The organism is Rubripirellula amarantea, assembly GCF_007859865.1.
GTDB lineage: Bacteria > Planctomycetota > Planctomycetia > Pirellulales > Pirellulaceae > Rubripirellula > Rubripirellula amarantea.
In genome coordinates this window covers 617,354-642,242 of record NZ_SJPI01000001.1, presented here as the reverse complement: position 1 = coordinate 642,242, position 24,889 = coordinate 617,354, and the positions used below count along the sequence as shown (strand labels likewise).

Here is a 24,889-nt window from a genome sequence, read left to right as displayed (position 1 = left end):
AATCTATGAGCCGGCGGCGCAAGCTGCGTCCGGTTTCGGCGTTTCTGAAGCACCTGCGGCTATCGTCCTACGCGAAGCGTTTCCCGAGATTCTCGGAGAAGCCCACTCGCACGCTATTGATTTTCGGCGATACGAATGCGAAAAGGATAAGAATTGTCGATCGTCGTTGAGTTGGAGACGTTTCGGTTGAGGAGCAATCGAAGACTGTCATTCTCCTTTGACCAATCAATTCTCAACCTAGACGCGGGCGATTATGAAGCAATCATAGGCGATCCTATAGTCGCTAGAACAAAGTTGTAATTTGGTCCTGATGTGGATGAAAATCCTCGTCTTCCCCAAAAATCTCATCATCGATAGGCAGCGTGATTCTCTCTTGCCGAATCCGATTGATCACCTGCAATGCATCTATCGCTGATAGCTTTCCATCGCCAGAAACATCTGGCATTGTCGAAGATGACGCGATCGTGAAGCCAAACGATTGATGGGCAAGTGCGTTGACAATGTTGAGGGCGTCGAGGCTTGAGACTTCGCCATCGAGATTAACGTCAAAACGATTCTGCGGATTTTGATATTCATTGTTCGCGATCGAAAGTCGCAAGCTTAGTCGTTGACTCGAAGGATCGCTGAAATACAGAGTGCCTCCATACTTGCTGATGCGGTATTCGGTGGGAAGCGTCAACGCGACTTGGTCGCTGCCGTTGATGTCGTCATGAATTTCAATACTGAGTGATTGACTGAGATTTGCCAGGCGAAACGTGTCGTCGATCAAGACTTCATCGGTACCAGCAAGCAAATCGATCCGCAGCTCATTGTCGGTGAAGTCAGCCGGTTCTGGTAAGGTGATGCGAACGGTCGTGTCATCATGACTGAGCGAAAGAACATGTTGATTTTCATAGAATGAGAATCGCAATTCGTCATCGCCAATTGCTGCCAAGATTCGACGTCTAGACGTTCCCAGTTCGTCGATCAGGTTTAGACGACCTGTAAACTTGACATCGATCTCGATACCAGCGAACTGAAGAAACAGGCGATCCTTCTGATTCGAGACGACTACAGTAGTTCCATTGCCGTTGTGGAGTCGCAGTGTTGCATCGGGGCCCAACTCAAGATTCAACAGCCGGGTGGGGCTCTTGGCTAGCGCGTCGATGTCGATCGACACAAGGTCAACTTGCTCTCCTGTGACCAGTTCCGCCACCGAGTCGGTCCAAACGGAGGCAATCTCATTGTCGGTTTGCAACTCAACGCCGGATTCGTCGCCACTTAGGCTCACAAGAGAAGTCGAATCGTCCGTTTGGTATCGCGAGACACCGCGAGGAAGCAAGACGCCTCGATACATCACGTCGGAAGCGAAGACACGAGTGTCAAATCCATTGTCATAAATGAATGGAGGTGCCCTTTTAACGACACCGAGCAACTCGGAATTCAGAAGCTTACCATCAGTGATCCATACTTCATCATCGAATTGGACCACAACCTGACTTGCTCCCGCAGCATGGATGCCAATGGCGAGCTGCCCGCTTGGAATCGAAAATTCGGATACCGCAGTTCCGTCGGTGGTGCCATCGGAGACATAGAGTTGGCGTTCGCCGTGGTGGTCTATGAAGAATAGTTTTTCTCCCGAAACCAACATGCCGCTAATATAGCTGTCCGATGCATAAAGCAGCTCGACAGAATCTTGAACGGCATTCCAGGCTACGAGTTGAGTGTGATCGGTCGCGATAAAAGAATCCCCCAACCGTCCGACGAACTCGAAGTTTACGCCAATCTGATCTGGAATGGAAACAAAATCGATCGATCCAGGTAGCATCGCTAGGCTTGGTTTAGACTCAAAGTGAATCCGGGCAACGCCAGCTTGTACCTCGACATCTGGGCGGCAGAACTCCGAGCAGAGATCAAATGGCTTGGCGACTTTTCGTGTTCCCAGGCCGGTGCCATCAGTTTCGTAGAGACTCGGGTCATCGGATTGAAACCACAAACGATCGTCTTCTAATGCGTCGTTAGCCGTGTCACGAATTTGAGTGTTAACTAAGGGCCTCTTCTGAGCGACTCGAAAGAACAATCGTTCATCTGCAACGACTGATCGGTCCTCCTGTACGTCGAGCGAGTCGATGCGAGAGGCGACCTCTACGTCCTCCAATAGCGATTCGATGCCATGGGTTTTAGCATTCGTGGCCCAAACGGTCTGCCGTCGAGGATCAACTATGCTTTGCGTCACAAACACTAAGCGATCATTGACGCTTCCTAGAATATCGAAAAGGTATCCGTATCCATCACCGGGACGATATATCGCACGAGGTGTATTTTTTCCGTCGGCCACCCACAGCCATCTGCTGTACGAATAGGTGGAGTCCTCATCCAACAAATTGGTCGAGAACACCACCTTGCCGTTGATCGCATAGACATCATCAATGGAGGCCCCTGAATTGGGTCGCGTGCCACTGGGCATCTGGTCGAGTGAGAAAACCATTCGCGTTCCCAGTTCGGTCCCATCAGAGATCCATACACTTCGCTGTCGCGAGGAACTCGGCCCACTGGTAAAGGCGAAGGTTTTGTCATCCAGAAGCGTAAAGTTGTAACGACGGCGATCTGCTTCGGCCAAGAAAGAATCGCTCTGGGTTTCCGCGACTCGACTTAGCTGAGCATGCGGAGAATTTAACCGGAATACTTCAGCGACATTGAACGCGCCTCGCGTGGCGATCAGTGTTTGTCCATTGTTGGCGACTCGGATTCGCAGTATGTCGTCCGGAGTTCGCGGGATTTGTCCTAAAGTCCGCGACGAACCATCATGGTCAAGAATTTTGACGAGCGTTACTGGTTCGCCGATAGTTTCAAACCAGTGTTCGTAGACTATCGTTTTAGAGAGGTAGAGAATTTGGTCGTGAAAGGTGAACAGTTCCGAGACACCTTCAGACGCTTCCGTCCGAACAACCTCAGTCCATTTACCGGTTTCAAAATCGAGTACGATGATCGCTAAACCGGTTGAATAATAGAACTTTCCATTGAGTGTTGTTGTCGCGCCGATCGTCAAACTGGCGTCCTCGAACTCAAACAGTTCTCCCGTTCTTACATTTAGGCTTGCGATTCGGGGAGTGAAATCTCGCCGAAGTTGAAAGACAAGTTGTTCGCCCGAGGAGTACAGCGAAGTCCAGTCCACTGTGGTGTTTTCAGGCAGCACGCTGCTCCCGGTTAGCTTGCGAGTTCCTGCAAGGGTTCCGTTGGTTTGCCATAGATTCGACGCAGAGTCGAAAAAGAATAGGTTGCCACCGACCTGTTGGTAGTAACGAAACCGCGAGCTGAGTTCTAGATTCAATGAGTGAGAGAATGCTACCGTTGTGCCATCGGAATTCACTTTTACGATGTCGTAGTCGCAACAGCCACGATGTACGAAAAGTAGATGGTCATCTCCAAGCTTCATCGCGGTTTCAATCTGTTCATAGGGCGTCGTCCACCCCTCGGGTAACGCCAAAGCGGACGTGCCTTCAGGTGTTCCATCGGACGTGAACAGGATGTCGTCGTTACTCGATCGGTTGGAGAAGTAAAATCTATCCTCTGCAACCACGAACGGAGTTCCGTTTTTTTGCCCGTCCAAGGATCCGTTCGCGAGCGTCAATTGTCGTGCCCCATCTCGGGTTCCATCCGAGATCCAGATTGAAGGAGGGTTTGGAAAAGCGTTCGGAACGGTAAACAGAATCTGATCTTGGAAGACAGCCAAGTCTTGGGAACCAACGGGTCGGTCGAATATGACCTGCGTGCCTTCGCGAGTCCCGTCGGAACGAAAAAGTCTTCGCTCAATGCTTCCATTTTCATTGGTTGTTCTGGCAGTGAAATAAGAGTTGTTGCCGAGGCTGACAAGGGAGTTAATGTCAGAACTATCGGGGCCAGGCAACAAGTCAGTGATCATCGTCGCCGGGCCAGACTCGCTCGCACTCGCCCAAAGTTCTTCGCCAAACCGCAGATCTACATGAGCGAAAACTTGTCTCGCGCCGAGATCAGCGAACTCCCCAGCCGGGTTCGAGAACCCATGGGCATCGGCAAGCATCGAGGCGACTTCAAAATCTGCACCTGCCAACAAATGACGGGATTCGAGGGGCTCGAACGAAAATGGTCGCCGCAATGTGCGGTTCTTCGGCTTCATAGCGCAGGCGTGGTGGATCGCGGAGAGTTCTATTCGGAGGTGCCAATTCAGTTTACTTGTTCAAAGAACAAGGAATCCCCTAAAGTGAGGAAAACATGCTGCATTATGCGTCTGGCAGGCGGTTGAATGACTGAAGTTTGAGCGTACGGTGGCATTGATGTTACTCGGAGTTTCAACTTCAATGTTTCGACAGTAACAACGCTTCGCGTAGGACATTTTTAGTTGTGACCTTCCCCTGATACGTCGCTCCAGTATGCCCGGACTCTCGGCAAGTCGCTTCAGTCTACGCTGGACTGAAAGCCTATTGGTCTGCGAGCGCTGCTCGCAACGAAAATTCCGAACGACGTTACGAGCACGGAGTGCATGGCGACTATCCCGACTTGGGTCTGGGTACTTTTGATCGACCGGACTTCACTCCCTTGCGTCCCCGCTTTTGACGTCCCGGTTGCCCAGAACTTTTCGGAGCGGTCATTTCCACTTCGGCCAGCGGCTTGCCGATGTTGTCGCGGAGTTGCAGCACGCGATCGCGAAGGGATGCAGCTCGTTCAAACTCCAACGCCTCGGCTGCGGACAGCATTTCTCGCTCAAGAGCATCGACATATTCGATGGTGATATAGGTTCCGTCGGCCTCGCCCTTGGCCGCCGCGGCTGCCGTGCGATGCTTTGAAGCGTCGGCTTCGATGCCAGATCGAATCGATTTGATGATCGTCTCCGGTGTGATTCCATGTTCTTCGTTGTATCGCTGTTGAATTGCCCTTCGGCGTTCTGTTTCATCGATCGCCATCTTCATCGAATGAGTGACCTTGTCGGCATACAGAATGACCTTGGAATTGGCATTTCGAGCCGCCCGGCCGATGGTTTGAATCAGACTGGTTTCACTACGCAGAAAACCCTCCTTGTCAGCATCCAGGATCGCAACGAGCGAAACTTCGGGCAAGTCGAGGCCTTCTCTCAGCAGGTTCACTCCCACAAGACAATCGAACGTCCCGGCGCGAAGTTCCTGCAGCAATTCCACGCGTTCGAAGGCGTTGAGCTCGCTGTGTAACCATCGACATCGCACGTTTTGCTCTTGGAAGAACGTCGATAAATCTTCCGCCAAACGTTTGGTTAGCGCCGTTACCAATACCCGTTCGTTCTTTTCGGCACGGATACGAATCTCTTGAAGCAAATGATTCACCTGGCCACGTGCCGAAACCACGTCGACTTCAGGATCCAGCAAGCCGGTCGGTCGAATGATCTGTTCAACGACCTCGCCACTGGTTCGTTCCAGTTCGTAGTCGCTCGGCGTAGCGCTGACGAAGCAAATTTGCCCTGTTCGCTTTTCCCATTCTTCAAACTTCAAAGGCCGATTATCAAGCGCGCTTGGTAAGCGGAAACCATGCGAGACAAGAGTCTCTTTACGACTGCGGTCGCCAGCATACATCGCTCGAACTTGCGGCACGGTGACGTGGCTTTCGTCGACGAAAGTGACGAAGTCCTTCGGGAAGAATTCGTAAAGGGTGTCGGGGGACGAACCCGGAGGTTTTCCGGACAAAGGTCGGCTGTAGTTTTCGATGCCAGGACAATGGCCTACCTCGGCCATCATCTCGAGGTCGAATCGAGTGCGAGCGGAGAGTCGTTGTGCTTCGAGCAGTTTGCCCTGGGACTGAAAGATTTCGAGTTGTTGATGGAGCTCTTCTTTGATGACTCGTATCGCCGCTTGGATTCGATTCTCTGGCATCACAAAGTGGCGAGCCGGATAGATATAAAGGTGATCGGTGGTTTTGATCGTTTCGCCTGATACAGGTTTAATCAACGAAATTTGCTCGATCTCGTCGCCCCACATTTCAATCCGATAGGCAAATTCTTCGTAGCTAGGCCATAGTTCAATCGAGTCTCCCCGGACGCGGAATTTACCTCGCTCGAAGTTGATATCGTTGCGTTCGTAAAGAATGTCGACCAGCTTCAAAAGCAAATGATCGCGCCGCGTTTGCTCTCCGCGATGAAGAGCCACCGTTTGCTCTTTGTAATCCTTCGGCGATCCTAGTCCGTAGATACTACTGACCGAGGCGATGATGACGACGTCGCGACGACTTACGAGCGAGCTTGTGGTGGCCAAGCGAAGCCGATCAATTTCCTCATTGATCGACGAGTCTTTCTCGATGTAGACATCGCGCTGTGGAATGTAGGCTTCGGGTTGGTAGTAGTCGTAGTAGCTAACAAAATAGTGGACGGCATTGTTGGGAAAGAACTCTTTGAACTCACCATAGAGTTGAGCGGCCAATGTCTTGTTATGGCTAAGGACCAATGCGGGCCGACGCAGATTGGCGATCACGTTCGCCATCGTAAACGTCTTGCCGGTACCCGTCGCCCCCAACAAAACCTGACTTTCGCGTCCCGATTTGAAACCTCGCGTCAACGCCTCAATCGCGGCAGGTTGGTCTCCGCCGGGTTGAAACGGGCAATGGAGGTCGAAGTCAGCCAATGGTAATGGGTCAGTCATGAACAGATTGAATCGGGCAAAGGAAGGGAACCTCGGTCCTTCAATCCTAGCGTTGCTGGCTAGTTCAACGAATCCCTAGTAAGGACATGGGACGACATCGCTGCAATACAGCGGCATTTTGCCGAAAGTAAGCTAAACGCGTTCCATCCGTGAACCGCTAGCGACGATCGGCAATGTGGTCGGGCATTGGTTCTTGAGGCGGATCGACGACACAGATAGTTGCAATCTGGTCAAGCGTTTTCGGGCCGACACCGTGGACACGGCAAAGCGATTGCAACGTCGGAAAGGCTCCTTCGCGTTCCCGATTGGCAACGATTCGTTTAGCCAGGACGGGGCCTACGCCCGGAGCCAGAGATAGCTCGATCTCGGAAGCCAAGTTGACATCGATCTCCAGAGTGGCGACCGTCGATTTACGACGCTGGGGTTCGCTCGGCTTCGACGGCAATACTGCCAAGCAGCCCAGCACTGCGACCATCGCAAGGCTGCTCATTGCCACGCGGACGTTGTGGCGGACTAAAGGAGGCTCGACGCTCGATGTTCGCTCCGTCATGCTGGTCGTCAACCTTTCCGGTGTGAATTGTTGCCTGACGAGGACTCTCACGAGCTCCCGATCGCATGCCGCTAGATTATCAGCTTATTGTTGCCCGTTGTCCAATGGAGCCCGCTCTCAGATGACCAAAGATTACGCACCCGTGGAAATCAATCCCCAGTTGGAAGATGACCTGCGAGCGATCGTTCGTTTGTCGATCAACGAAGATTTACGTGATCAAGTTGACTGGACCACGGTGTGCTTGATCGATGCCGATCGTCGTGGTGGTTGTCAAATTGTTCCGCGAAAATCAGGGGTTTGCGCGGGGAACGATCTCGTTTCCATCATCGTTGATGAATTCGATGCTGATTTGGAAGTCGTTTCGCACATTCGTGATGGCGATGTACTCACACCTGGTCAAGCGATTGCTAGCATCACGGGAAACGTTCGTGATTTGTTGACCGCCGAGCGAACGATTTTAAACATTCTTTGCCGATTGTGCGGCATCGCGACGCTGACGCAGCGGTACGTCGACGCGATCAAAGGATCGAAGTCTCGCTTGTACGACACTCGGAAAACGACTCCCGGGTGGCGGCTGATCGAGAAGTATGCCGTGCGTTGTGGAGGTGGGCACAATCACCGAAGCGGGCTGCATGATGGTTTCTTGATCAAGGACAATCACTTGGCTTTGGCCGGTAATGCGGACGGTCCGATCGCAGCTTCGACGGCAGCAAAGGCGGCCTTGGCGTGGCGGGGTGGGAAGGTAGAACGGTTGGTTGCACCCGAGATTGTCGAGATCGAAGTCGATTCGATCGACCAATTTCGCGACGTGTTGCCCGCTGGGCCCGACATCATCTTGTTGGACAATTTTTCACTCGACGGATTGGCTCGCGCCGTAGCCATACGTGACGCGGCTAAATCACCGGTTGAACTCGAAGCCTCCGGTAACGTCACAATCGCTACGATCGGCGAAATTGCGAAAACTGGTGTGGACCGCATCAGTAGTGGCGCACTTACGCATCAAGCTACATCTTTGGACCTTGGTTTTGACTGGTTTGACGCAAAGGCAAGCTAGGGTTGGTCAGTAGCATCAAGACGGCGATGGGGACACGGTCTGTTTTCACCTTATCATCTTGTTCCGACCCCAACGTCTGATGCGATAAAGTCCCCGCTTAATCGTTCATAGCCAGACCATGCATTCTCAAACTTCGATCATGACCCAGCGACGCTGGGCCGATGTTGCCCAACCAGCCTTAGATGCCGCAAGCGTGATGGCATCGCTCGCGATAGTCCGGTGGCTCGCCCGCGGAAACGTCGATGAGATGTCGGTGGCGATGGGATTGATTGCAGTCGTCTTGTTCTTGCTGTTCTCTCAATTGACCGGGATGCACCGTCGTCCCGATGTGGGCACGCCCGACCGAGAATTGACGACGCTTGCGGCGACGTGGTCCATGACCGTGTTGGCGTTGGCACTGCTTGCCTTTGCAACTCGCTATGGCGAGCATTTCGCGAGAAGCGTGATGTTAGCTTGGGTGGTTCTGGCACCGGCTTTGATTGGGCTCGGACGCATGTGCTTGCGGATTGTGCAAGGCGGCATGATGCGACGAGGAATTGGAGTGCGTCGAGTAGCGATCGCCGGACAAAACGAACTCGGCCGCCAAACCGCAGCCAACATCGAGCAAGACCCTTCGCTCGGGCTGCAAGTCGTCGGATACTACGACGATCGCTCAATCATTCGCGAAACGTCCGCCGCAAGTGCGGGAATGGAAATGGCGGGGAACTTGACCGATTTGGTTGATCTAGCACGCAATGGTCAAGTGGACACGATTCTGATCACGTTGCCAATGCGAGCGGAAGATCGGATCAAATTCTTGCTTGATCAACTTTCTGATTCCACCGTTTCGGTTTACATCGTTCCCGACTTCTTTGTCTTTGAACTCTTGAATTCGCAGTGGACCAGCATGGGAGGCTTGCCGGCCGTCAGCGTGTTCGAGAATCCGCTCTTTGGCGTTGACGGAATGGTCAAACGCGTTGCCGACGTCACGCTCGCCATGATTGGTCTGATCGCGGCAGCGATACCGATGTTAATCATCGCGATGGCCGTCAAGATGTCGTCGCCCGGTCCCGTCTTCTTTCGCCAACGTCGCTATGGTCTCGATGGACGCGAGATCTTGGTGTGGAAATTCCGCAGCATGCGAACTTGTGACAATGGTCCCGTCGTCAAGCAAGCCACGAAAGATGATCCCCGTATCACTCGTGTAGGAGGCATTCTGCGACGGACCAGCTTGGATGAATTGCCGCAGTTGTTTAACGTGATCGAAGGGTCCATGTCGCTGGTGGGGCCTCGACCTCACGCGTCAGCTCACAACGAGCAGTACCGAAGTTTGATTCGAGGCTATATGCTCAGGCACAAGGTAAAGCCAGGAATCACTGGGCTCGCTCAAGTGAATGGTTGCCGAGGAGAAACCGAAACTCTCGACAAAATGCAGAATCGCGTCGAGTGGGATCACCGCTATATCCGCGGGTGGTCAATTTGGTTGGATTTAAAGATCTTGGTTCGGACTGTGTTTGTGGTTCTAAAGCGAGATCAAGCTTACTAGTTCAAACACACGAATCATGGAACAAGACGGGTGGCTGCCAAGCAGAAAACGGATTTGAAATCGAGATCAAGCAGCCTTCGGTTGACTTCATGGAATGTCAACGGAATCCGTGCTGCGATGGACAAGGGGTTTCGCGACTACGTGGAATCCGATCGGCCCGATGTGCTGTGTTTGCAAGAAGTCAAAGCGGAACGGGACCAAGTGGATTTGTCATGGGCAGATGAACTTGGCTACCACCAAGTTTGGAACAGTGCCCAAAAGAAAGGCTACAGCGGCACGTCCGTATGGTCTTTGGCAAAACCTACGAAACATCAATTGGGATTGGGGATCGACGACCACGATTCCGAAGGCCGCGTGATCACCGTCACCTTTGATGACTTTCACTTAGTGAATGTCTACACGCCAAATTCACAGCGAGGTTTGACGCGCCTGGAATACCGCCAGGTTTGGGATCAAGTATTCCTTGATCACTTGCTAAAGCTCAACCGTCGTAAGCCAGTGATTTTTTGTGGCGACTTGAATTGTTCGCATCAGGAAATTGATCTAGCGAATCCCAAGTCCAACAAGAAGAACGCTGGCTTTACGATCGAGGAACGGTCCGGACTCGATGCCGTTGTAAACGCCGGATTCGTGGATTCATTTCGCCACTTTGAAGACGGCCCAGGCCACTACACGTGGTGGACCTATCGCAGCGACGCCAGAGCCAGGAATATTGGTTGGCGTTTGGACTACTTTTGGGTCGCCAAAAGATTCATGTCGCAGGTGACATCTGCAAAGATACGATGCGACGTCCACGGTTCAGATCACTGCCCCGTGGAATTATTTGTCGGTCGACCCTGAACGTCCTTGAACCGAACTACGAAGGTTTGGACAAGGATCGTAATACCGTCTGCAGAATGCCACCATTTTGGTAGTACTGCATCTCCACTGGTGTATCAATTCGCACGACACAGGGGAACGATTTTTCGGATCCATCAGGCGATGTAGCTTTGACGGTGATCGTTGACCGAGGTTGCAGGTCATTGGATAGATCAACAATGTCGATTTGTTCGTCGCCGGTCAGGCCGAGTGATTGCCAAGTCGCTCCATCGGCAAATTCAAGTGGCAAAACGCCCATGCCAACAAGGTTACTGCGGTGGATGCGTTCGTAGCTCGACGCGATCACGGCCTTCACTCCCAATAGCAGCGTACCCTTCGCGGCCCAGTCGCGACTCGATCCGGTGCCGTATTCGGCCCCAGCCAAAACGACCAGAGGAATATTATCGGCTTGGTATTTCATGGATGCATCGTAGATGCTCATGACTTCACCCGTCGGTAGGTAGCGAGTCACGCCACCTTCGGTGCCCGGTGCCATTTGGTTGCGAATGCGAATGTTGGCGAACGTGCCGCGGACCATCACTCGGTCATTGCCGCGACGAGATCCAAAGCTGTTGAAATCTCGGATGTCGACACCGTTTTGTTGCAGGTACTTTCCTGCGGGGCCGTCCGAGGCGATCGCACCGGCAGGCGAAATGTGGTCTGTCGTCACCGAGTCACCCAGAAGTGCGAGGACTTTTGCACCTTTGATCGGAGCAATGTCGGGCACGTCTTGTCCGGACACGCAATCCAGGAACGGCGGGTGTTGAATGTAGGTGCTCTCGTCGTTCCACGGATAAATTGCCCCGCCCGCAACCTCGATTGCATTCCAAAGTTCATTCCCGGAAACACCGGCGGCGTACTGGTCGACAAACATTTCAGGTTTGATCGAGGTCGCGATCGTTTCGCGGATCTCTTCGGGAGTCGGCCAGATGTCTTTCAAGTAAACATCGTTACCGTTTTGGTCTTGACCAAGCGGTTCGGTGTGCAGATCCAAGTCCGTCGTGCCCGCAAGAGCATAGGCGACGACCAACGGTGGGCTGGCCAAGTAGTTTGCCTTGGTCAACGGATTGACCCGTCCTTCGAAGTTGCGGTTCCCGCTCAGGACAGCCGACGCCACCAAATCGCCACTCTTGATTGCGACGGCAACTTCGGCTGGCAGAGGGCCTGAGTTACCGATGCATGTCGTGCAGCCATAACCAACGGTGTTAAAACCAAGTTGGTTGAGGCTGTCCGTCAAGCCGGCGCGATCCAAGTAGTCGGTCACGACTCGAGAACCCGGTGCGAGCGAAGTCTTAACGTGCGTGGGGACAGTCAGTCCTTTCTCAACCGCTTTCTTAGCAAGCAGGCCAGCGCCGATCATGACCGATGGGTTGCTGGTGTTGGTGCAGGATGTGATCGCTGCGATCACGACCGCCCCATGCGAAATTTCGCTGGTCTTGCTTTCGGTTTTAACTTCGGCCACTTTGCCCAAATCGCTCTTGTCGAGCCCGAAGCCCGACTTGCCCACAGGTGCGGTGAGCGATTCGTTGAACGATCGCTTCATTTGGGTTAGCGGAATGCGGTCTTGCGGTCGCTTGGGTCCCGCGAGCGATGGTTCGACCGTGCCCAGGTCAAGTGAAAGAGTCTTGGTGTAGTTGAGCTTTGGCCCATCGTCGGTGCGGAACAAGCCTTGTTCCTTTGAATAACGCTCGACGAGTTGAACTTGTTTCTCTGAGCGTCCGGTTTGACGTAGGTAATCCAACGTCACGCCATCGACGGGAAAGAATCCCATGGTTGCCCCGTACTCGGGTGCCATGTTGGCGATCGTTGCACGGTCGGCAACGCTCATCTTGTTCATGCCGGTACCGAAGAACTCGACAAATTTTCCAACAACGCCTTCTTCTCGCAAAATTTCAACGACTCGAAGGACCATGTCAGTCGCGGTCGCGCCCGATGGCAGTACGCCCGTAAGCTCAAAGCCCACGACTTCTGGCATCAACATGTACAAAGGTTGGCCGAGCATGTTGGCTTCAGCTTCGATTCCCCCAACGCCCCAGCCCAACACACCGAGTCCGTTGATCATGGTCGTGTGTGAGTCGGTGCCCACCAGTGTGTCGGGTAGCGCGACCGGGCCGTCTGGTGTGTCTTTGATCGCGACAACGCGAGCGAGGTATTCAAGATTGACTTGGTGAACGATTCCCACGTTGGGTGGGACGACGCTGAAGTTATCAAAGGCTTGCTGTCCCCAACGCAGGAACTCATAACGCTCGCGATTGCGTTGAAATTCAACTTCGACATTCTTCGAAAGAGATGCTTCGGTTCCAAAGAAATCCACTTGCACGCTGTGGTCAATCACGAGATCAACGGGGATCAACGGATTGATTTTCTCGGGATCACCGCCGATTCGCTGCATCGCACTACGCATTGCAGCGAGATCCACGACGGCGGGAACGCCGGTGAAGTCTTGAAGCACAACGCGGTAGGGCTTGAACGGTACTTCGTCTTTGGCAACGTCCTTTGCATTCCATGCTGCCAAGTTTTTAACGTCGTCTTGGCGAACGGAAAAATCGTCGCAGTTGCGAAGCACGGCCTCAAGCAAGACTCGTATCGAAAACGGCAACTTGCTGACTTCACCCAGTCCCGCATCTTCCAGTTTGCTAAGTCGATAGATCGTTGCGGCACCGTTTCCGGTTTCAAACGAGTCTCTTACGCCAAAGGGGTCGAAGGTCACTATGCAATCTCACAGGTTTAGAGGCGGCGGGGGCAAGGAGTGGAAGGAATGGCAGGAAGCCCAGCAATCCGGCGGTCAGTTTAGCAATCGTCCTCCGATTTGTCTGCATTCCGACCGGCCCCAGGTGTCAACTTGGGGTAACTTTGACGGTGGTTCTGATTCTCTTGGTCGCAGCGGTTCTGAGACGTCGATACTCCCATCAGGATTACCTTACCGTCTCAAGCTGACCTTATCATGGCCATCTGTATGTGGAACACACAACGCGTGAAACGCCAACTTCTGCTCGCCGCCATTGCCGGATCCTTCGCCCTTGCAAATCCGAGCTCATTGCTCGCGGCTGACTGTGGATGCGAAGTCGAGTGTGGCTGCGAAGCGATCAGCAGTGGTTGCGGCTGCGAGATCGAGACGCCAGCGTGCGGTTGCGAAATGGAGATGCCCACGTGCGGCAGCGAAATTTCCACTTGCGACGGTGGCTGCGGAACTCCCAGCAAGCACAACCCGATCTACCGTTCGCTTGATGCGGTGGCCGGAGGAATCGAGAAACTTTTCGGTCTCGATAAACGCCACAAGGGATGCGACGAATCGTATTGCGACGCGATGATGATGGGCGAAGTCATGATGCCGATGCCGCAAAGTGGCACGATCTACGCATCGCCAACGCCGGCACCATCGCCGATTCATCACGGCCATTCGCATGCTGCACCGATGTCACCTCCGCTGCCCCCGGCGGAAGTTCCGTCGACGGGCTCGATCGAGGTTCAACCCAAAGGACCAAGGCAGTGGCAATCAAGCCCGATGTCCAAAGCTCGATTGGTTCCCACACCTTCGCAAGGTCAGCACCTAGGTCGGCCCCAAGCCAGTCGTCAACCGATCGTTGACCCCACGCCGGCGACGCAGTCGCGCTCTCACCAGTGGCCTGCGCTAACGGACCAACCAGAGAGCCGATCGAGCATTGGATCCGGAGTTGCTTCCCCAGTACCCGAACCAATGAGCGATACGCCGCAGCCGCGACGTGACGCTGCCCCGGAGACGAGCGACGAAGGTGAATCGCTGTTCGATGCGTTGTCAAATCCTTTTTCGGACGATGAGGTTCACGTTCGTCGCTATCAAGCCGTTCGTCCAAGCAACTACCAATCCAGTCGCCCCGTACCGAGTCCGTCGACGGATGATCGCCAACAGGAGTTGTCCAAGAGCTATCGCCAGTCGAGCCGCCGCAGCGCAAATCCATCGCCAAGCCAGTCGGCTCCGTTGACTGCTAACGGCTACTCGTCGCGTCGTTCAAATTCACGATAAAGCGACTGAAAAGCATCAGCCATCGCGTCAATCGAAAACTTGCTTTGTACCGTAGCTTGATTTGATTCGCCCAGTGATTGGGCGAGCGTTGGGTTGCTGAGGATTTCGTTGACGAGCAATGCCATCTGATTTTCGTCGCCGATAGGAAATGTTTGGCGTGGGTCGTTGGAAAGCAGTTCCGCAATCCCTTCGACCTGCGAACAAACGACCGGTCGAGCGGCCGCCATGGCTTCCATAACCACGTTGGGCATGCCCTCGTATCGACTGGGAAGCAACAGCAACTGGCATCGACGCATCATGGGCGCGATGTCCGATTGCCATGGCAATCGCTTTGCTAGGTTTTGACCGATGCGATGACACCAAGCATCCACTTCGTCGGCAAGCGGTCCGCTTCCAATCATCAGCAGACGTCGGTCGCATTGATCGCTCTCGCGATGATTCGTCGAAATGAAAGTTTCGAATTGTCGCTGAAGCAAGTCGATGCCTTTCTGCGGATGCATGCGTCCCACGAACAAAATGAGCTGCGCGTTTGCAGGCCAATCCAGACTTGTGACGTCAAAGACGTCGCCACTTGCGAATCGCTGAACGTCGACACCGTTGGGAATCACTCGTGTTTGCTCATCGGTGCACCCGAGGTAAACGTGCGAAAAATCCGCGACGGCTTGGCTGACGCAGACGACTTGCTTCATGTGACGCATCGCTTTGGCTTCGACGTAGCACCGTAGACAATTTGCCTCGGCGACTCGCACGCCCCCGATGATTGTGGGGACGCCGCAGCGACGGGCGACCCAACTGCCCAAGACGTTTGCGTGAAACAGAAAAGTCTGGCAAACATCAGGAACTGACTCTTCAAAAAAGTTTGCCAGCCTGCGAGATGCCGACCACATTTGCCGCGAAGAGCTCGCGTTTCCCGATTGAACTTCGATCCCGTTTTCTTGCAGCCGTTCGAGCAACTGCGATTGATTGCCAACGGGCAGGGGGCCAATCGAAAATACTCGCACACGATTGCCAGCGACTGACATCGCAATCGCAACTTCGGTTAGGCATCTTTCAGCGCCACCCACGTTCAATTCGGTTATGACAAAGTCAATTCGCATCGAGTGGATTGTTGAGTGAGAGTTTGGCGGATAATCGTTACGATCGATACGCATTTGGTCCGATGTTAGATCGGCGGCCATTAGGGTTGTCTGTAGGGTGGTTGCTTTCGCTTTGAGTGTCTAGTTTCGATCTGGCTTTCATCCCATAAAGTCAAGATAATCCGAACGAAGGATGCCAAGGCGGCGGCTTCAATGCCACGTTTTCTAGATTGTCGTCGCGTCGATTCCAACCGTAACCGATGCTTACGTCATGGTGTCCGTAGGTCATGGCTTCTCTGTTTTTATGAGAGCGACTTTCCTTCGAACGTGATTATCACTTGGCAAGAATCAGTCTGATCCTGAGACTGTATTCTTAGCATGGAAAATGAAACGATGCACAACATTACCATTGAGTCTGTTCACGGCCTTCGCGAGACGATTGTGTTCGACAACTTCATTGTCGGTCCGCAATCTGACTCGCGTCACACGTCGAAATCTGATTCCGACGAACGGTCTGTCGAAGGTGAGCGATCGCTAGATCAGTCGCAAGGTCGCATTCGTACGTCCAAGTAGGACGACGAAACGAGGCGAGTCGCTATTCATGTTTGCGTTGCGAACGTGAAGCCGCCAGCGGTCTCAAAGAGCTTGATTGCTTGCACGCTTTCAAGTACATCGTGAACTCGGACAACGTGCATTCCGGCTACTGCCGCAGCCAGGGTTACGCCCAGGGTTCCCGCCATGCGGTCCTGGGTCGAGTCGCCGATTACTTTGGCGATGAAGCCCTTTCGTGAATGTCCGATCAAGATGGGAGAACCCAGGTCTAAGAAATCCGGCATGTGCCGAAGCAGTTCTAGGTTCTGCTCATGCGTTTTTCCGAATCCAATGCCTGGATCCAGGCAAATGCGATTCTCATCAATGCCAGCATCGAGACAATACTCTTTGCGTTGCTTGAGATACCGGTAGACATCCTTGGCCACATCATCATAGGAAGGCCGGTCCTGCATCGTTTGCGGTGTGCCTTGCATGTGCATCACGCAGACTCCGGCTTTGCTTTGGCTGGCGACCTTGATCATAGCCGGGTCGCCTTCAAGTCCGGTGACATCGTTGATGATCTCGGCACCTTCAGCCAACGCCTGTCGTGCAACTTCGGCTTTGCTGGTATCTATGCTGATGGGAATTTTCAGCCGGCCTTTGAGTTGTTCAATGACCGGAATGACTCGCGACAGTTCTTCTTCAACGCCAACCGGATCGCTATAGGGGCGCGTGCTTTCGCCACCAATATCAATGATCGCTGCTCCATCGGCTTGCATCTGTAACGCCGACTCCACTGCCGTCGCCAAAGCAAGGTGCTTCCCACCATCGGAAAAACTATCAGGAGTGACATTCAATATTCCCATGACCAAGGGAGCACGAGCAAACTCAAGCGATCGAGTTTTAAGCGTCCAGCGAGGAGCGGTTGGCATCGGTGTCTTCGGATGTGTTAATAGGACTAGGCTCTGTAGTGTGTCGTCGGTACCACGCTACCAGCAATAGAGGCAACGCCATCGTCGCCGCGGTCAGCGAGGCGGGCTCTGGAACGGCGATCGTGCGAAGGGTCATGTATTGCAGACTGAATTCGCCATTGGTAGTAAACCCAACAGTGGATCCACTCGCGAGCGTCAAATTTGGAGTCCAACGTTCGGTCGCGACACTAAAATTCGGAGTTCCGAGACCGACCTCGATAGGGGACGCTTCATTAATAGAAATCAAAGCTACCTCTCGTTCTCCTTCGACGGTCCCTGTAACTGCATCCATGTCAATGGATACTAGTTCGAACGTAGGAGTAGAGGAAACGACAGTAAACGTGACATTTTCAGTCGAGTCAATTCTTGCTCTCGCTAGTCCTGTTTCCGTTGGCGAATTCACTCCACCATAGATAGAGAAAGCAAAGTAGCTGTCGGCTGGGTCCGTCTGAACGCTGAGTGAAATTGCATCTTTCGTAACGGTGGAAGATCCCGATGTAAATGATGATCCCGCTGAGCCTGCTGTACCACCGAGGTCAAAGGTGACAATGGCTGCTCGACTGGGTGTCGTTGTGTTGATGCAATAGAACCCAAGCGATACTAGAAGCCAGAACGGTAATCGTTGGTGATGAAGAAATCGAGCGACATTCATAGTTCAAGCCTTAACACCTCTGCTAGTGAACCTAGATCACGAAAACGGAAGCTCGTGATTGATGGTGGCTATCTGTGGCAAATAATATACCACAACGCGAAGGTTACTAACTCGATTAATAAAGGTGTCTTCGTGTTAGAAACAAGCATTGCTTGTGAATGATCTTAAACCGCAGAAGTGTGCAGTTTTGGGACGTTGTGCACATACGTCCTAAACATTCAGTGTCCTCTACCGAGAAGACTTGATTGCCTTACCAGCGGACTTCCATCTGCGATACGATGCGGCTAGCTAGTTCTTGGATGGCCTCTTCGGTGGCCGTGTCGATGGATTGGCCAGCTTCAGGGACAAATCGAGAATCTTGGCCGAACGTGATCGCCAAATCACCGCTCGGGATAGCACTGTTCTGCATCAGCGATTCACCGTTTCGACTGATCCAGTTCGCCCGCACCGATAGTGCTGCATCAAGGGCCCGAGGGTCATCGTTGACCGTTTCAGAAAGAACCGTCTTGGATTCGTTGACAACGCGACACTGGAGCGTGCTGTCTGCATTGGGATCGCCCGTGACTTTGTAGGGCGTGCGAGTTTCGATTTCGCGAACAATCGCTTCGGTCAATCGGACACCCAAATCATGCCGAAACGTGTCGTTCCGAATGACCGGTACGTGAACCGTGCGGATTCCAGGACGAAACATTGTTTGCGAGCCAAACCGATATGATGCGCAGCCCACGAAGCCAGTTGAGGCAATGACGCACATCAGCATGATCGCGACTGCGTTAACGGTTCGCTGGCCTGTCGAATACATCATCGCAGCATCGTTCCTGATGATTCTTGAGCATCGGAGGAGGCTCCTGTGGACATTTCAAGCGGGTCTGATGCATTGGAATCGGGGAATACCGTTGTCAGCCAAGACAATCGTTGAGTTGGAATCGCGGGCAGAGTTTCAATCTCGGCAAGACGCTTGCGAGCGGTTTCCGCATGCGGGGTGTCACCGTGTTCTTCAAGCAACTTTTGGTAGTAGAATCTCGCGGCACCGTATTCCTTTTTCTTCTCTCGGAAGTCAGCGCGATACGCTAAACGTTCCGCTTTATGAAAGGCAATTTCGGCAGCCGCTCGTGCGACCATTTCCGCGTACTTGGGATCCGCCATTTTGTCCGGGAAGCGAGTGCGTGTTTGATTGACCAGCTTTTCGGCTTCTTCTAGCACAAGACCGCTGTAACGAGGGCCCGCGTAGACTTCCAGTTTAGTGCGAATCCCCAAGAGGTGAGCAAGGAACAAATGCTCGCTATCCGAGAACGTTTCACGTAAATCGGTGAGAAACTCATCGGCTTCTTCAAACTTCTCTTGCCGTATGTACTCCGCTGCAGCCGCCATCGTGGCATCGTCGGCCAAGCGGCCGGTCGGATCGTCATAGCGAATGTTGTCGAGTACTCGAATGGCATGCCCATCGGTATCGAGGCGAGGTTTGGACGCATCGGTCAAGTTAATAGGCGACCAATTTCCTTCATCCGCTTTGGCTGTTTCGATCCAATAACGACTAATCGAAAACAGTCGTGCGGCAACTTGGTCGTTGTGACGATTGCGTGGGTGTTCTTTCTGAAGCGTTTGATAGACTTCGGTCGCATCCATCAAGTGGTCGGCGAAGAACAGGCTTTCGGCCTGCATGAACAGTGCGTCCTGTTCGATTGCTGTCTTGGGAGCAGCTTCGCATGATTTGCGGAATTGTTTGGCCGCTTTTTCAAATGTCTTTTTCCGTTGTTCCGCAGGTTCGCTGGAAGCTTGACGGAAAAGTTGATCGCCGGCTTGGTAGTATCGTTTGGCCTGTTCGCGGTCCTCTTGTTCTTTGCCGGTGACGAAATTGATGACCGATCTTGCTCGCTTCTGCGATTTTGCCACCATCGATTCATCTTCGACGACCGGAGCGACCAAGTCGGTTCCGTCGATTGTCGTTTCACCCGAGACTTGGCGGACGCCTGAATCCTGAGCGGCCAAGGGCTTTTGCGCCAGCGTACCGTCCAGGTCATCGTCAACGTCTTTTCCAAACATGCCAAACCCTGGCAATTTTGGCGACTGAGCAAACGAGCGGCAACCTACGGGCGTCGCGAGCGTCGCCAGTGCCACCATAAGACAGGCGAGTTTTTGGGAAGAGTTGGTTTGATCCGTCATCATCAATCCATGACCAGGAGGGAAGGCTTGCATCCATACAAACCTCAGTTGCTTTGGTTGCGAGTGATCGAGTCAATGTTCAGCATCACTTGCTAAGCACTGCGATCACTCACCCGACGTTGTCGGTGAAACATGCGTGAGTTTCACGGGGACAAACGACTGCATCCTCGGCACCTTCCCCACCACAGTTTGGATGTACCGATTGAGCACCGAGCGAAGTTCACCATACAAAGGAATCAGCGCCGAGATGAACTGCGATTCGACCGAAAAACCGGATTCATCGGAAAAGTTTATGGCACCATCACCCTTCATTTCGGCTGTATGCAACTTCGACATCATCTCGATCACGTCCGCGCGAACAGAAACGGTTTGATGCTGTTTGAGTCTGCAATTTCCGCAAACAATTCCCCCAGCGGACAACGAAAACGTAATCCTTCCCGATTTATCAACCTCGCGACCGCAATCGGTACAGCGATCGGTACCCGGGGAATGACCCAGCATTCGAAGGATTTCCAGGTCAAACCGCAGCAACGCAAGCGTCGGATTGCCTGTCCCGTCGATTTGCCCGAGCGTGCGAATCGTCAAATCGTAGACATCAGGGTGTGGATCATGATCGTCCGTCAACAAACGAAGCATTTCCGCGACGTAATAACCGGCATAGAGACGTTCAAGAGACCGTTCGCCACCACGAAATCGACGGTGGAGTTTGGCTTCGGTCAACAAGTCCAAAGTGTCGGACTGTTTGCGCAGGACCACAATTCGACAAACCGCCAGCAGATCCAACGCCCCCTCGAAAGGACCTTTGGGCCGACGGGCACCCTTTGCAATCGCAGAAATACGCCCAAAGTCACGCGTTAGCAGCGAAACGATCAAGCTCGTTTCGCTGAACTCCACGGTTCGCAAGACGATGGCGGTAGACTGCTCGGCGGCCAAGGATTAGAGCTCACCGTATTCGCCGAGCGATGCCAGCAGTTCGCTCATTTCCGCTGCGGCGTGTCCATTGTCTTGGGCACGGGCTTGATCGATACCTGCTCGCAACTTCTCTCTTGCTTCGTCGATTCGATCCAAATCCACCAACACCTGTGCGGCCATGAAAAAGGCTTGGACATGAGGCGTCGATTCTCGCATCAGTGCATCAAAGATGGTCAAGCATTTATCGTTCTCGCCCTCGCTACGGAGTTCCATTGCCAGCGAATATCGCAGGAATTGGTCTTCGGGGTCGTCGGCCAACATGGCTTCGATTTTTTCACGTCTGTTCATGGGGGCGTCTGTTCTTGGGTCGAAAGAAGGCTTGCGAGAGGGAACGGGGAAATTGGTAGGGGAAGGTGCAGACGAAAAGAACGCGATGTAGACGGTGATTCTGCGTAGACGAGCCCCTGGGTGAAACGAAGGATACCAGCCTATTGCGAACGTGAAACACGGGGCAACCTGGGACCCGGTCAACCAATCGTCCTAATCGTCAAAATTAACTCAATGTAACCATGCGAGTCATCCGATCTAAAACGATGATTAGATCCTCTTTTGCCTCGACTTGAGATAGAGACGCATGGACCGCGTAAACCGCCGATTTCTTGTCGCTTCAACCTTCATTGCGATTCCAGCAGCCTTGCTGATGGCCTCGTTGTCGGTTGGAACGAACCCCGAAATTTCAAACGTTCGTCAGCCGATCATTGAGTTGGTGGATCATCAAGAGAGTGATGTTGCTCCCCAAGACGGCGGAGCCGCGCTTGCGTTTGCGCAGGGTGAACAAGATCCATCTGCCGTTCAGCAAGTGATCGGCAAGCAGATCGAAACTCCGAAAACTCGAGGCATTTTTGACGGCTTTGGGCGTTCGTCGGAGAACACGACCTCGACTCGTCCACGATCGACCGCGACTCGCAGTGGATCAGAGCCTCGTGGTTTGTTTGACGCTTGGTTCGGAGGAAACAAATCGAGTTCTTCCACTGCACCCCGCACGACTCAAACTCAACGACCACAGTCAAGCAGCAACGCGGATTGGGACGGCGTCCCCTACCACGAGGTCGAACGTACTCAGCCAGGCCAGATCGCACAGCCGATTCGCAACCAAGCAGCTCGTACTACCACGCCACGCACATCCCGGACTCGCAGCACTGCTTCGCGAACGGTAACTCCAAATAGCAGCTCTGCAACTCAGACACGCGTGATTCGCGGCGGTAGCGGTACTCCTGTTGCCGCGGCACCTACTCCGGTGCGACGTTTGAGCAAGCCAACGGTCGCTCAAAGTCCAAAACCGGCTTTGCAGGTTCCTTCACCGCCAACCGACCGCTCGGTGGCTGCTGCGGATGAGTTTTCAACCGAATCAAGCAGTCGTCGAAGCAAGACATCCAGCCAAGGCCTGCGGGTTGATTCGTCGAACGTTGCAAAAATCTACAGCAGTGCCGCTAGTGACAAGCCCTACCAAGATGAAGACGTTGCAGATTTGGTACCTCGCGTTAGTCGCAGAGTGATTCGCACTGATGTAGCTGCCTCGAAGCCTTCTCCCGCTGCAACGCCTGCACCTGCGGTGAAGAAAGTTGAAGCTAAGCCAGCGGCGAAAGAAGAAAAAGTCGCTAAGGCCGAAGCGAAACCTGCCGTCGTACCAGAGAAGAAACCTGAGGCAAAGCCTGAGCCTAAGACTGAAGCGGTTGCCAAGGTCGAGACGCCCACCAAAGTCACTGCTCCGGACGCACCAGCGAAAGTCGAGCCGCAACCTCAGGCAACACTTGCTGAGCCAACTGTTGCTCAAAGCAAGCCTGCCTACAACACACCCGTGGATCCAACTAAGACTGCTGTTCCAGCCGCTCCACCCGAGCAGCTTGGTGTTCCTGCCGCGTCGGTTTCACATCGTGCGGGACCTGCAGCATCAAGCTTTGGCACAACGAATCAAACAATCCGCCAACCAGCGTCCGTTCAGTATCCGGCATTTGACCCATCAGCCAACGCCGACAATTTCTCGGCCATTGGTTCAGGCGTTCGTCAACCTGTTGATCCAGCGTACCGAACTGCGTCGCGTTCACACGGACAATTCAATGCCCCACACGGGTATGACGCTACACATAGGGGCGATGCTTTCGGTGGTCACAACGCATCGCCAGCGTACGGTGCTCCCAATAGCTCGGATCCGTACGGATCGCCTTACGGATACCAGCCCAACTCGCTGGGATCGGCGAGTCCAACGAGCCCCGGTCGCCTAACGACCAGTGGACAACCCGTTCAATCGAGAACGGCACCCGAGCCAAGTGCAAATGACTTTGTCGGCAACCGACCTGCGCACGAAACCATCGCGACACCTTTCCGTCCTATCCCCGGATATACCGGTGGCGCAGACGCTAGTGCTACGGATTCACGTATCACACGTCGTAGTTCGAGCGAGATGCCCAACGCTGACAACTTCAGTCAAGCCGGTGGGGACGATCACAATCAAATGCGAGGCAAGAAGGCGACTGTCGCTGTGATTCCTCGGAAGGGTGCGAACATTGTTGCATCGGAATTGCCCGGCATTCGAGTGATCACACACGGTCCCGCCGAGGTGATGATTCGACAAGACAACGAGTATGAGATCCGTGTTGAGAATCGCGGTTCCATCGATGCTCATGGTGTACTTGTTCGTGCGATGATTCCCGATTGGGCCGAAGTTCGCGGTCGAAATGCCTCACGTGGAGAAATCAGCAACGAGGGAACCGAAGAACGAGAACTGTTGCTATGGACCATTGATCACTTACCCGCGGGCACATCCGAACAGCTCTTCGTTCGCTTAGTGGCTGCTCGAAGTGGAACCTATAACTTGGATGTCGACTGGACCTTGGTGCCACAGAAAAGCGTTGCACAAGTGAAGGTTCACGAACCACTCTTGAATCTGATCATCGAAGGTCCAGAGCAAGTCATCTACGGTTCGTCGCAGACCTACAAGGTCCGTGTGCTTAACCCTGGTGATGGCATCGCTCCTAATGTGGTGTTCACACTGTCGCCCAACTCAGCGACTCCTCAATCACAAAGCATTGGCGATATTCCGCCTGGCAAGGAAGCTCAATTCGAAGTTGAACTCACCGCTCAAGACCTTGGTGATCTGAAGATCCAAGGCTTAGCCGTGGGCGATCTTGAACTGCGTGCCGAAGCTGCCAAAACCATTCGCGTTTCGGCTGCTAATCTTGAGGCTGTGCTGGCGGGGCCTGAACTGAAGTACCAAAACACACCTGCGGTTTACAACTTGCAAGTTCAGAACTTGGGTTCGGCTACGAGTGATAAGGTCATGGCCACGTTGCGTATTCCTGCTGGCGTGGAATACCTGGGCGGGATCGAAGGTGCAACCTTCCAACGCGGAACATTGAAGTGGGAAATCACTTCGCTGCCTCCGTCGGGCACTCGTGATTACCAGTTTGAGTGCAACATGAAGACGACGGGCGATCACATGTTCGCGTTCGATTGCAAAGGCACCGCTGCTGGACAAGCTCAAGTTGCAATCGCTACTCGAGTTGAGTCGATCGCTGACCTCGTCCTCACCATCAACGACCCACCTGCACCCGCACCCATTGCAAGTGACGTGACTTATGAGATTGTTGTTCGCAACCGAGGAAGTCGTGAAGCCAAGAACGTGCGAGCTATCGCCCAGTTCAGCCACGGCATCGAGCCGCTTCGAGTGGAAGGCCAAAGTGGTGAGGTTGTCACCGGACAAGTGCTGTTCGATGAAATCCCACGCATCGGTGCCGGTGAAGAAGTGGTTCTACGCGTGATCGCTCAAGCCGAAAAAGCCGGTCACCACCGCTTCCGTACTGAAGTTCGCAGCGGTGATACCGTGCTCGTTGCAGAAGAAGCAACTCACTACATGAGTCCACGAAGCGATCGTGTCAGCCGTCGTAGCAGCGACACACCGATTCGCTAAACGTCACCTC

The 24,889-nt window shown here is 53.5% G+C and carries 17 protein-coding genes; 6 read left to right on the top strand and 11 right to left on the bottom strand.

Annotated features, from left to right (window positions below; translation table 11 throughout):
- Positions 1-283: 283 nt before the first annotated feature.
- The 3 genes from Pla22_RS25930 to Pla22_RS02380 form a co-directional block, all read right to left on the bottom strand.
- Positions 284-1,336, bottom strand: coding sequence for a dockerin type I domain-containing protein (locus tag Pla22_RS25930; RefSeq protein ID WP_390620254.1), 1,053 nt, complete (start codon positions 1,334-1,336; stop codon positions 284-286).
- Between the two features lie 3,169 nt (positions 1,337-4,505).
- Positions 4,506-6,617: an excinuclease ABC subunit UvrB gene (gene uvrB / locus Pla22_RS02385; protein WP_146513172.1), complete on the bottom strand. Its 2,112-nt coding sequence runs from the start codon at positions 6,615-6,617 to the stop codon at positions 4,506-4,508.
- Positions 6,618-6,774: 157 nt separating this feature from the next.
- A complete protein-coding gene (locus Pla22_RS02380) occupies positions 6,775-7,167 on the bottom strand; it encodes a ComEA family DNA-binding protein (RefSeq protein WP_146513171.1) in 393 nt (130 codons plus the stop codon).
- 121 nt (positions 7,168-7,288) lie between these two features.
- Here Pla22_RS02380 and nadC point away from each other — a divergent pair, with 121 nt between their 5' ends.
- The 3 genes from nadC (at position 7,289) to Pla22_RS02365 (ending at position 10,586) form a co-directional block, all read left to right on the top strand.
- Positions 7,289-8,221, top strand: coding sequence for a carboxylating nicotinate-nucleotide diphosphorylase (nadC, locus tag Pla22_RS02375; RefSeq protein WP_146513170.1), 933 nt, complete (start codon positions 7,289-7,291; stop codon positions 8,219-8,221).
- A gap of 139 nt (positions 8,222-8,360) precedes the next feature.
- A complete protein-coding gene (locus tag Pla22_RS02370; protein WP_146515183.1) occupies positions 8,361-9,746 on the top strand; it encodes an undecaprenyl-phosphate glucose phosphotransferase in 1,386 nt (461 codons plus the stop codon).
- A gap of 81 nt (positions 9,747-9,827) precedes the next feature.
- Positions 9,828-10,586 (top strand): exodeoxyribonuclease III, encoded by a 759-nt coding sequence (locus Pla22_RS02365; protein WP_242631751.1) that lies wholly within the window; start codon positions 9,828-9,830, stop codon positions 10,584-10,586.
- A 16-nt stretch (positions 10,587-10,602) separates the two neighbouring features.
- Here Pla22_RS02365 and acnA read toward each other — a convergent pair whose 3' ends face one another.
- Positions 10,603-13,314, bottom strand: coding sequence for an aconitate hydratase AcnA (gene acnA, locus Pla22_RS02360; protein ID WP_146513168.1), 2,712 nt, complete (start codon positions 13,312-13,314; stop codon positions 10,603-10,605).
- 264 nt (positions 13,315-13,578) lie between these two features.
- Between acnA and Pla22_RS02355 the strand changes: the two genes are divergently transcribed.
- Positions 13,579-14,607 carry a chromosomal replication initiator protein DnaA gene (locus Pla22_RS02355; RefSeq protein ID WP_146513167.1) on the top strand — a complete coding sequence of 343 codons (1,029 nt, stop codon included), beginning with the start codon at positions 13,579-13,581 and terminating at the stop codon, positions 14,605-14,607.
- Here Pla22_RS02355 and Pla22_RS02350 read toward each other — a convergent pair.
- On the bottom strand, positions 14,577-15,785 hold the full coding sequence (locus tag Pla22_RS02350; protein WP_146513166.1) for a glycosyltransferase family 4 protein: 1,209 nt from the start codon (positions 15,783-15,785) through the stop codon (positions 14,577-14,579). The two genes, Pla22_RS02355 and Pla22_RS02350, sit on opposite strands and share 31 nt — an antisense overlap.
- Before the next feature lie 291 nt (positions 15,786-16,076).
- On the opposite strand from Pla22_RS02350, the gene Pla22_RS02345 reads away from it, so the two are divergent.
- Positions 16,077-16,256, top strand: a complete 180-nt coding sequence (locus Pla22_RS02345; RefSeq protein WP_146513165.1) for a hypothetical protein — start codon at positions 16,077-16,079, stop codon at positions 16,254-16,256.
- Positions 16,257-16,282: 26 nt separating this feature from the next.
- On the opposite strand, the gene folP is transcribed toward Pla22_RS02345, so the two are convergent.
- The 6 genes from folP to Pla22_RS02315 all read right to left on the bottom strand — a co-directional run bounded on the left by folP (position 16,283) and on the right by Pla22_RS02315 (position 21,260).
- The gene (gene folP / locus Pla22_RS02340; protein WP_242631750.1) at positions 16,283-17,146 is read right to left on the bottom strand and encodes a dihydropteroate synthase; all 864 of its coding nucleotides are present in this window, start codon (positions 17,144-17,146) and stop codon (positions 16,283-16,285) included.
- On the bottom strand, positions 17,118-17,837 hold the full coding sequence (locus Pla22_RS02335) for a hypothetical protein (RefSeq protein ID WP_146513164.1): 720 nt from the start codon (positions 17,835-17,837) through the stop codon (positions 17,118-17,120). Before Pla22_RS02335 ends, folP begins: the two co-directional genes overlap by 29 nt.
- Before the next feature lie 250 nt (positions 17,838-18,087).
- Positions 18,088-18,642, bottom strand: coding sequence for an LPS assembly lipoprotein LptE (lptE, locus tag Pla22_RS02330; protein ID WP_146513163.1), 555 nt, complete (start codon positions 18,640-18,642; stop codon positions 18,088-18,090).
- Positions 18,639-20,033 carry a tetratricopeptide repeat protein gene (locus Pla22_RS02325; protein WP_315854127.1) on the bottom strand — a complete coding sequence of 465 codons (1,395 nt, stop codon included), beginning with the start codon at positions 20,031-20,033 and terminating at the stop codon, positions 18,639-18,641. The genes lptE and Pla22_RS02325 overlap by 4 nt, the downstream gene beginning before the upstream one ends.
- A gap of 72 nt (positions 20,034-20,105) precedes the next feature.
- A complete protein-coding gene (gene recO, locus Pla22_RS02320) occupies positions 20,106-20,933 on the bottom strand; it encodes a DNA repair protein RecO (protein WP_146513162.1) in 828 nt (275 codons plus the stop codon).
- A 3-nt stretch (positions 20,934-20,936) separates the two neighbouring features.
- The gene (locus Pla22_RS02315; protein ID WP_146513161.1) at positions 20,937-21,260 is read right to left on the bottom strand and encodes a tetratricopeptide repeat protein; all 324 of its coding nucleotides are present in this window, start codon (positions 21,258-21,260) and stop codon (positions 20,937-20,939) included.
- Between the two features lie 286 nt (positions 21,261-21,546).
- On the opposite strand from Pla22_RS02315, the gene Pla22_RS02310 reads away from it, so the two are divergent.
- Positions 21,547-24,879 carry a COG1361 family protein gene (locus tag Pla22_RS02310; RefSeq protein ID WP_242631749.1) on the top strand — a complete coding sequence of 1,111 codons (3,333 nt, stop codon included), beginning with the start codon at positions 21,547-21,549 and terminating at the stop codon, positions 24,877-24,879.
- Positions 24,880-24,889 lie beyond the last annotated feature (10 nt).

What these genes read in the sequence shown, in the direction of transcription:
- Pla22_RS25930 (WP_390620254.1), bottom strand. Translation starts at nt 1,336, where the DNA reads ATGTATCGAGGCGTCTTGCTTCCTCGCGGTGTCTCGCGATACCAAACG.
- uvrB (WP_146513172.1), bottom strand. Translation starts at nt 6,617, where the DNA reads ATGACTGACCCATTACCATTGGCTGACTTCGACCTCCATTGCCCGTTT.
- Pla22_RS02380 (WP_146513171.1), bottom strand. Translation starts at nt 7,167, where the DNA reads ATGACGGAGCGAACATCGAGCGTCGAGCCTCCTTTAGTCCGCCACAAC.
- nadC (WP_146513170.1), top strand. Translation starts at nt 7,289, where the DNA reads ATGACCAAAGATTACGCACCCGTGGAAATCAATCCCCAGTTGGAAGAT.
- Pla22_RS02370 (WP_146515183.1), top strand. Translation starts at nt 8,361, where the DNA reads ATGACCCAGCGACGCTGGGCCGATGTTGCCCAACCAGCCTTAGATGCC.
- Pla22_RS02350 (WP_146513166.1), bottom strand. Translation starts at nt 15,785, where the DNA reads ATGGCCGCCGATCTAACATCGGACCAAATGCGTATCGATCGTAACGAT.
- Pla22_RS02345 (WP_146513165.1), top strand. Translation starts at nt 16,077, where the DNA reads ATGCACAACATTACCATTGAGTCTGTTCACGGCCTTCGCGAGACGATT.
- folP (WP_242631750.1), bottom strand. Translation starts at nt 17,146, where the DNA reads ATGCCAACCGCTCCTCGCTGGACGCTTAAAACTCGATCGCTTGAGTTT.
- Pla22_RS02335 (WP_146513164.1), bottom strand. Translation starts at nt 17,837, where the DNA reads ATGAATGTCGCTCGATTTCTTCATCACCAACGATTACCGTTCTGGCTT.
- lptE (WP_146513163.1), bottom strand. Translation starts at nt 18,642, where the DNA reads ATGATGTATTCGACAGGCCAGCGAACCGTTAACGCAGTCGCGATCATG.
- Pla22_RS02325 (WP_315854127.1), bottom strand. Translation starts at nt 20,033, where the DNA reads ATGCAAGCCTTCCCTCCTGGTCATGGATTGATGATGACGGATCAAACC.
- Pla22_RS02315 (WP_146513161.1), bottom strand. Translation starts at nt 21,260, where the DNA reads ATGAACAGACGTGAAAAAATCGAAGCCATGTTGGCCGACGACCCCGAA.
- Pla22_RS02310 (WP_242631749.1), top strand. Translation starts at nt 21,547, where the DNA reads ATGGACCGCGTAAACCGCCGATTTCTTGTCGCTTCAACCTTCATTGCG.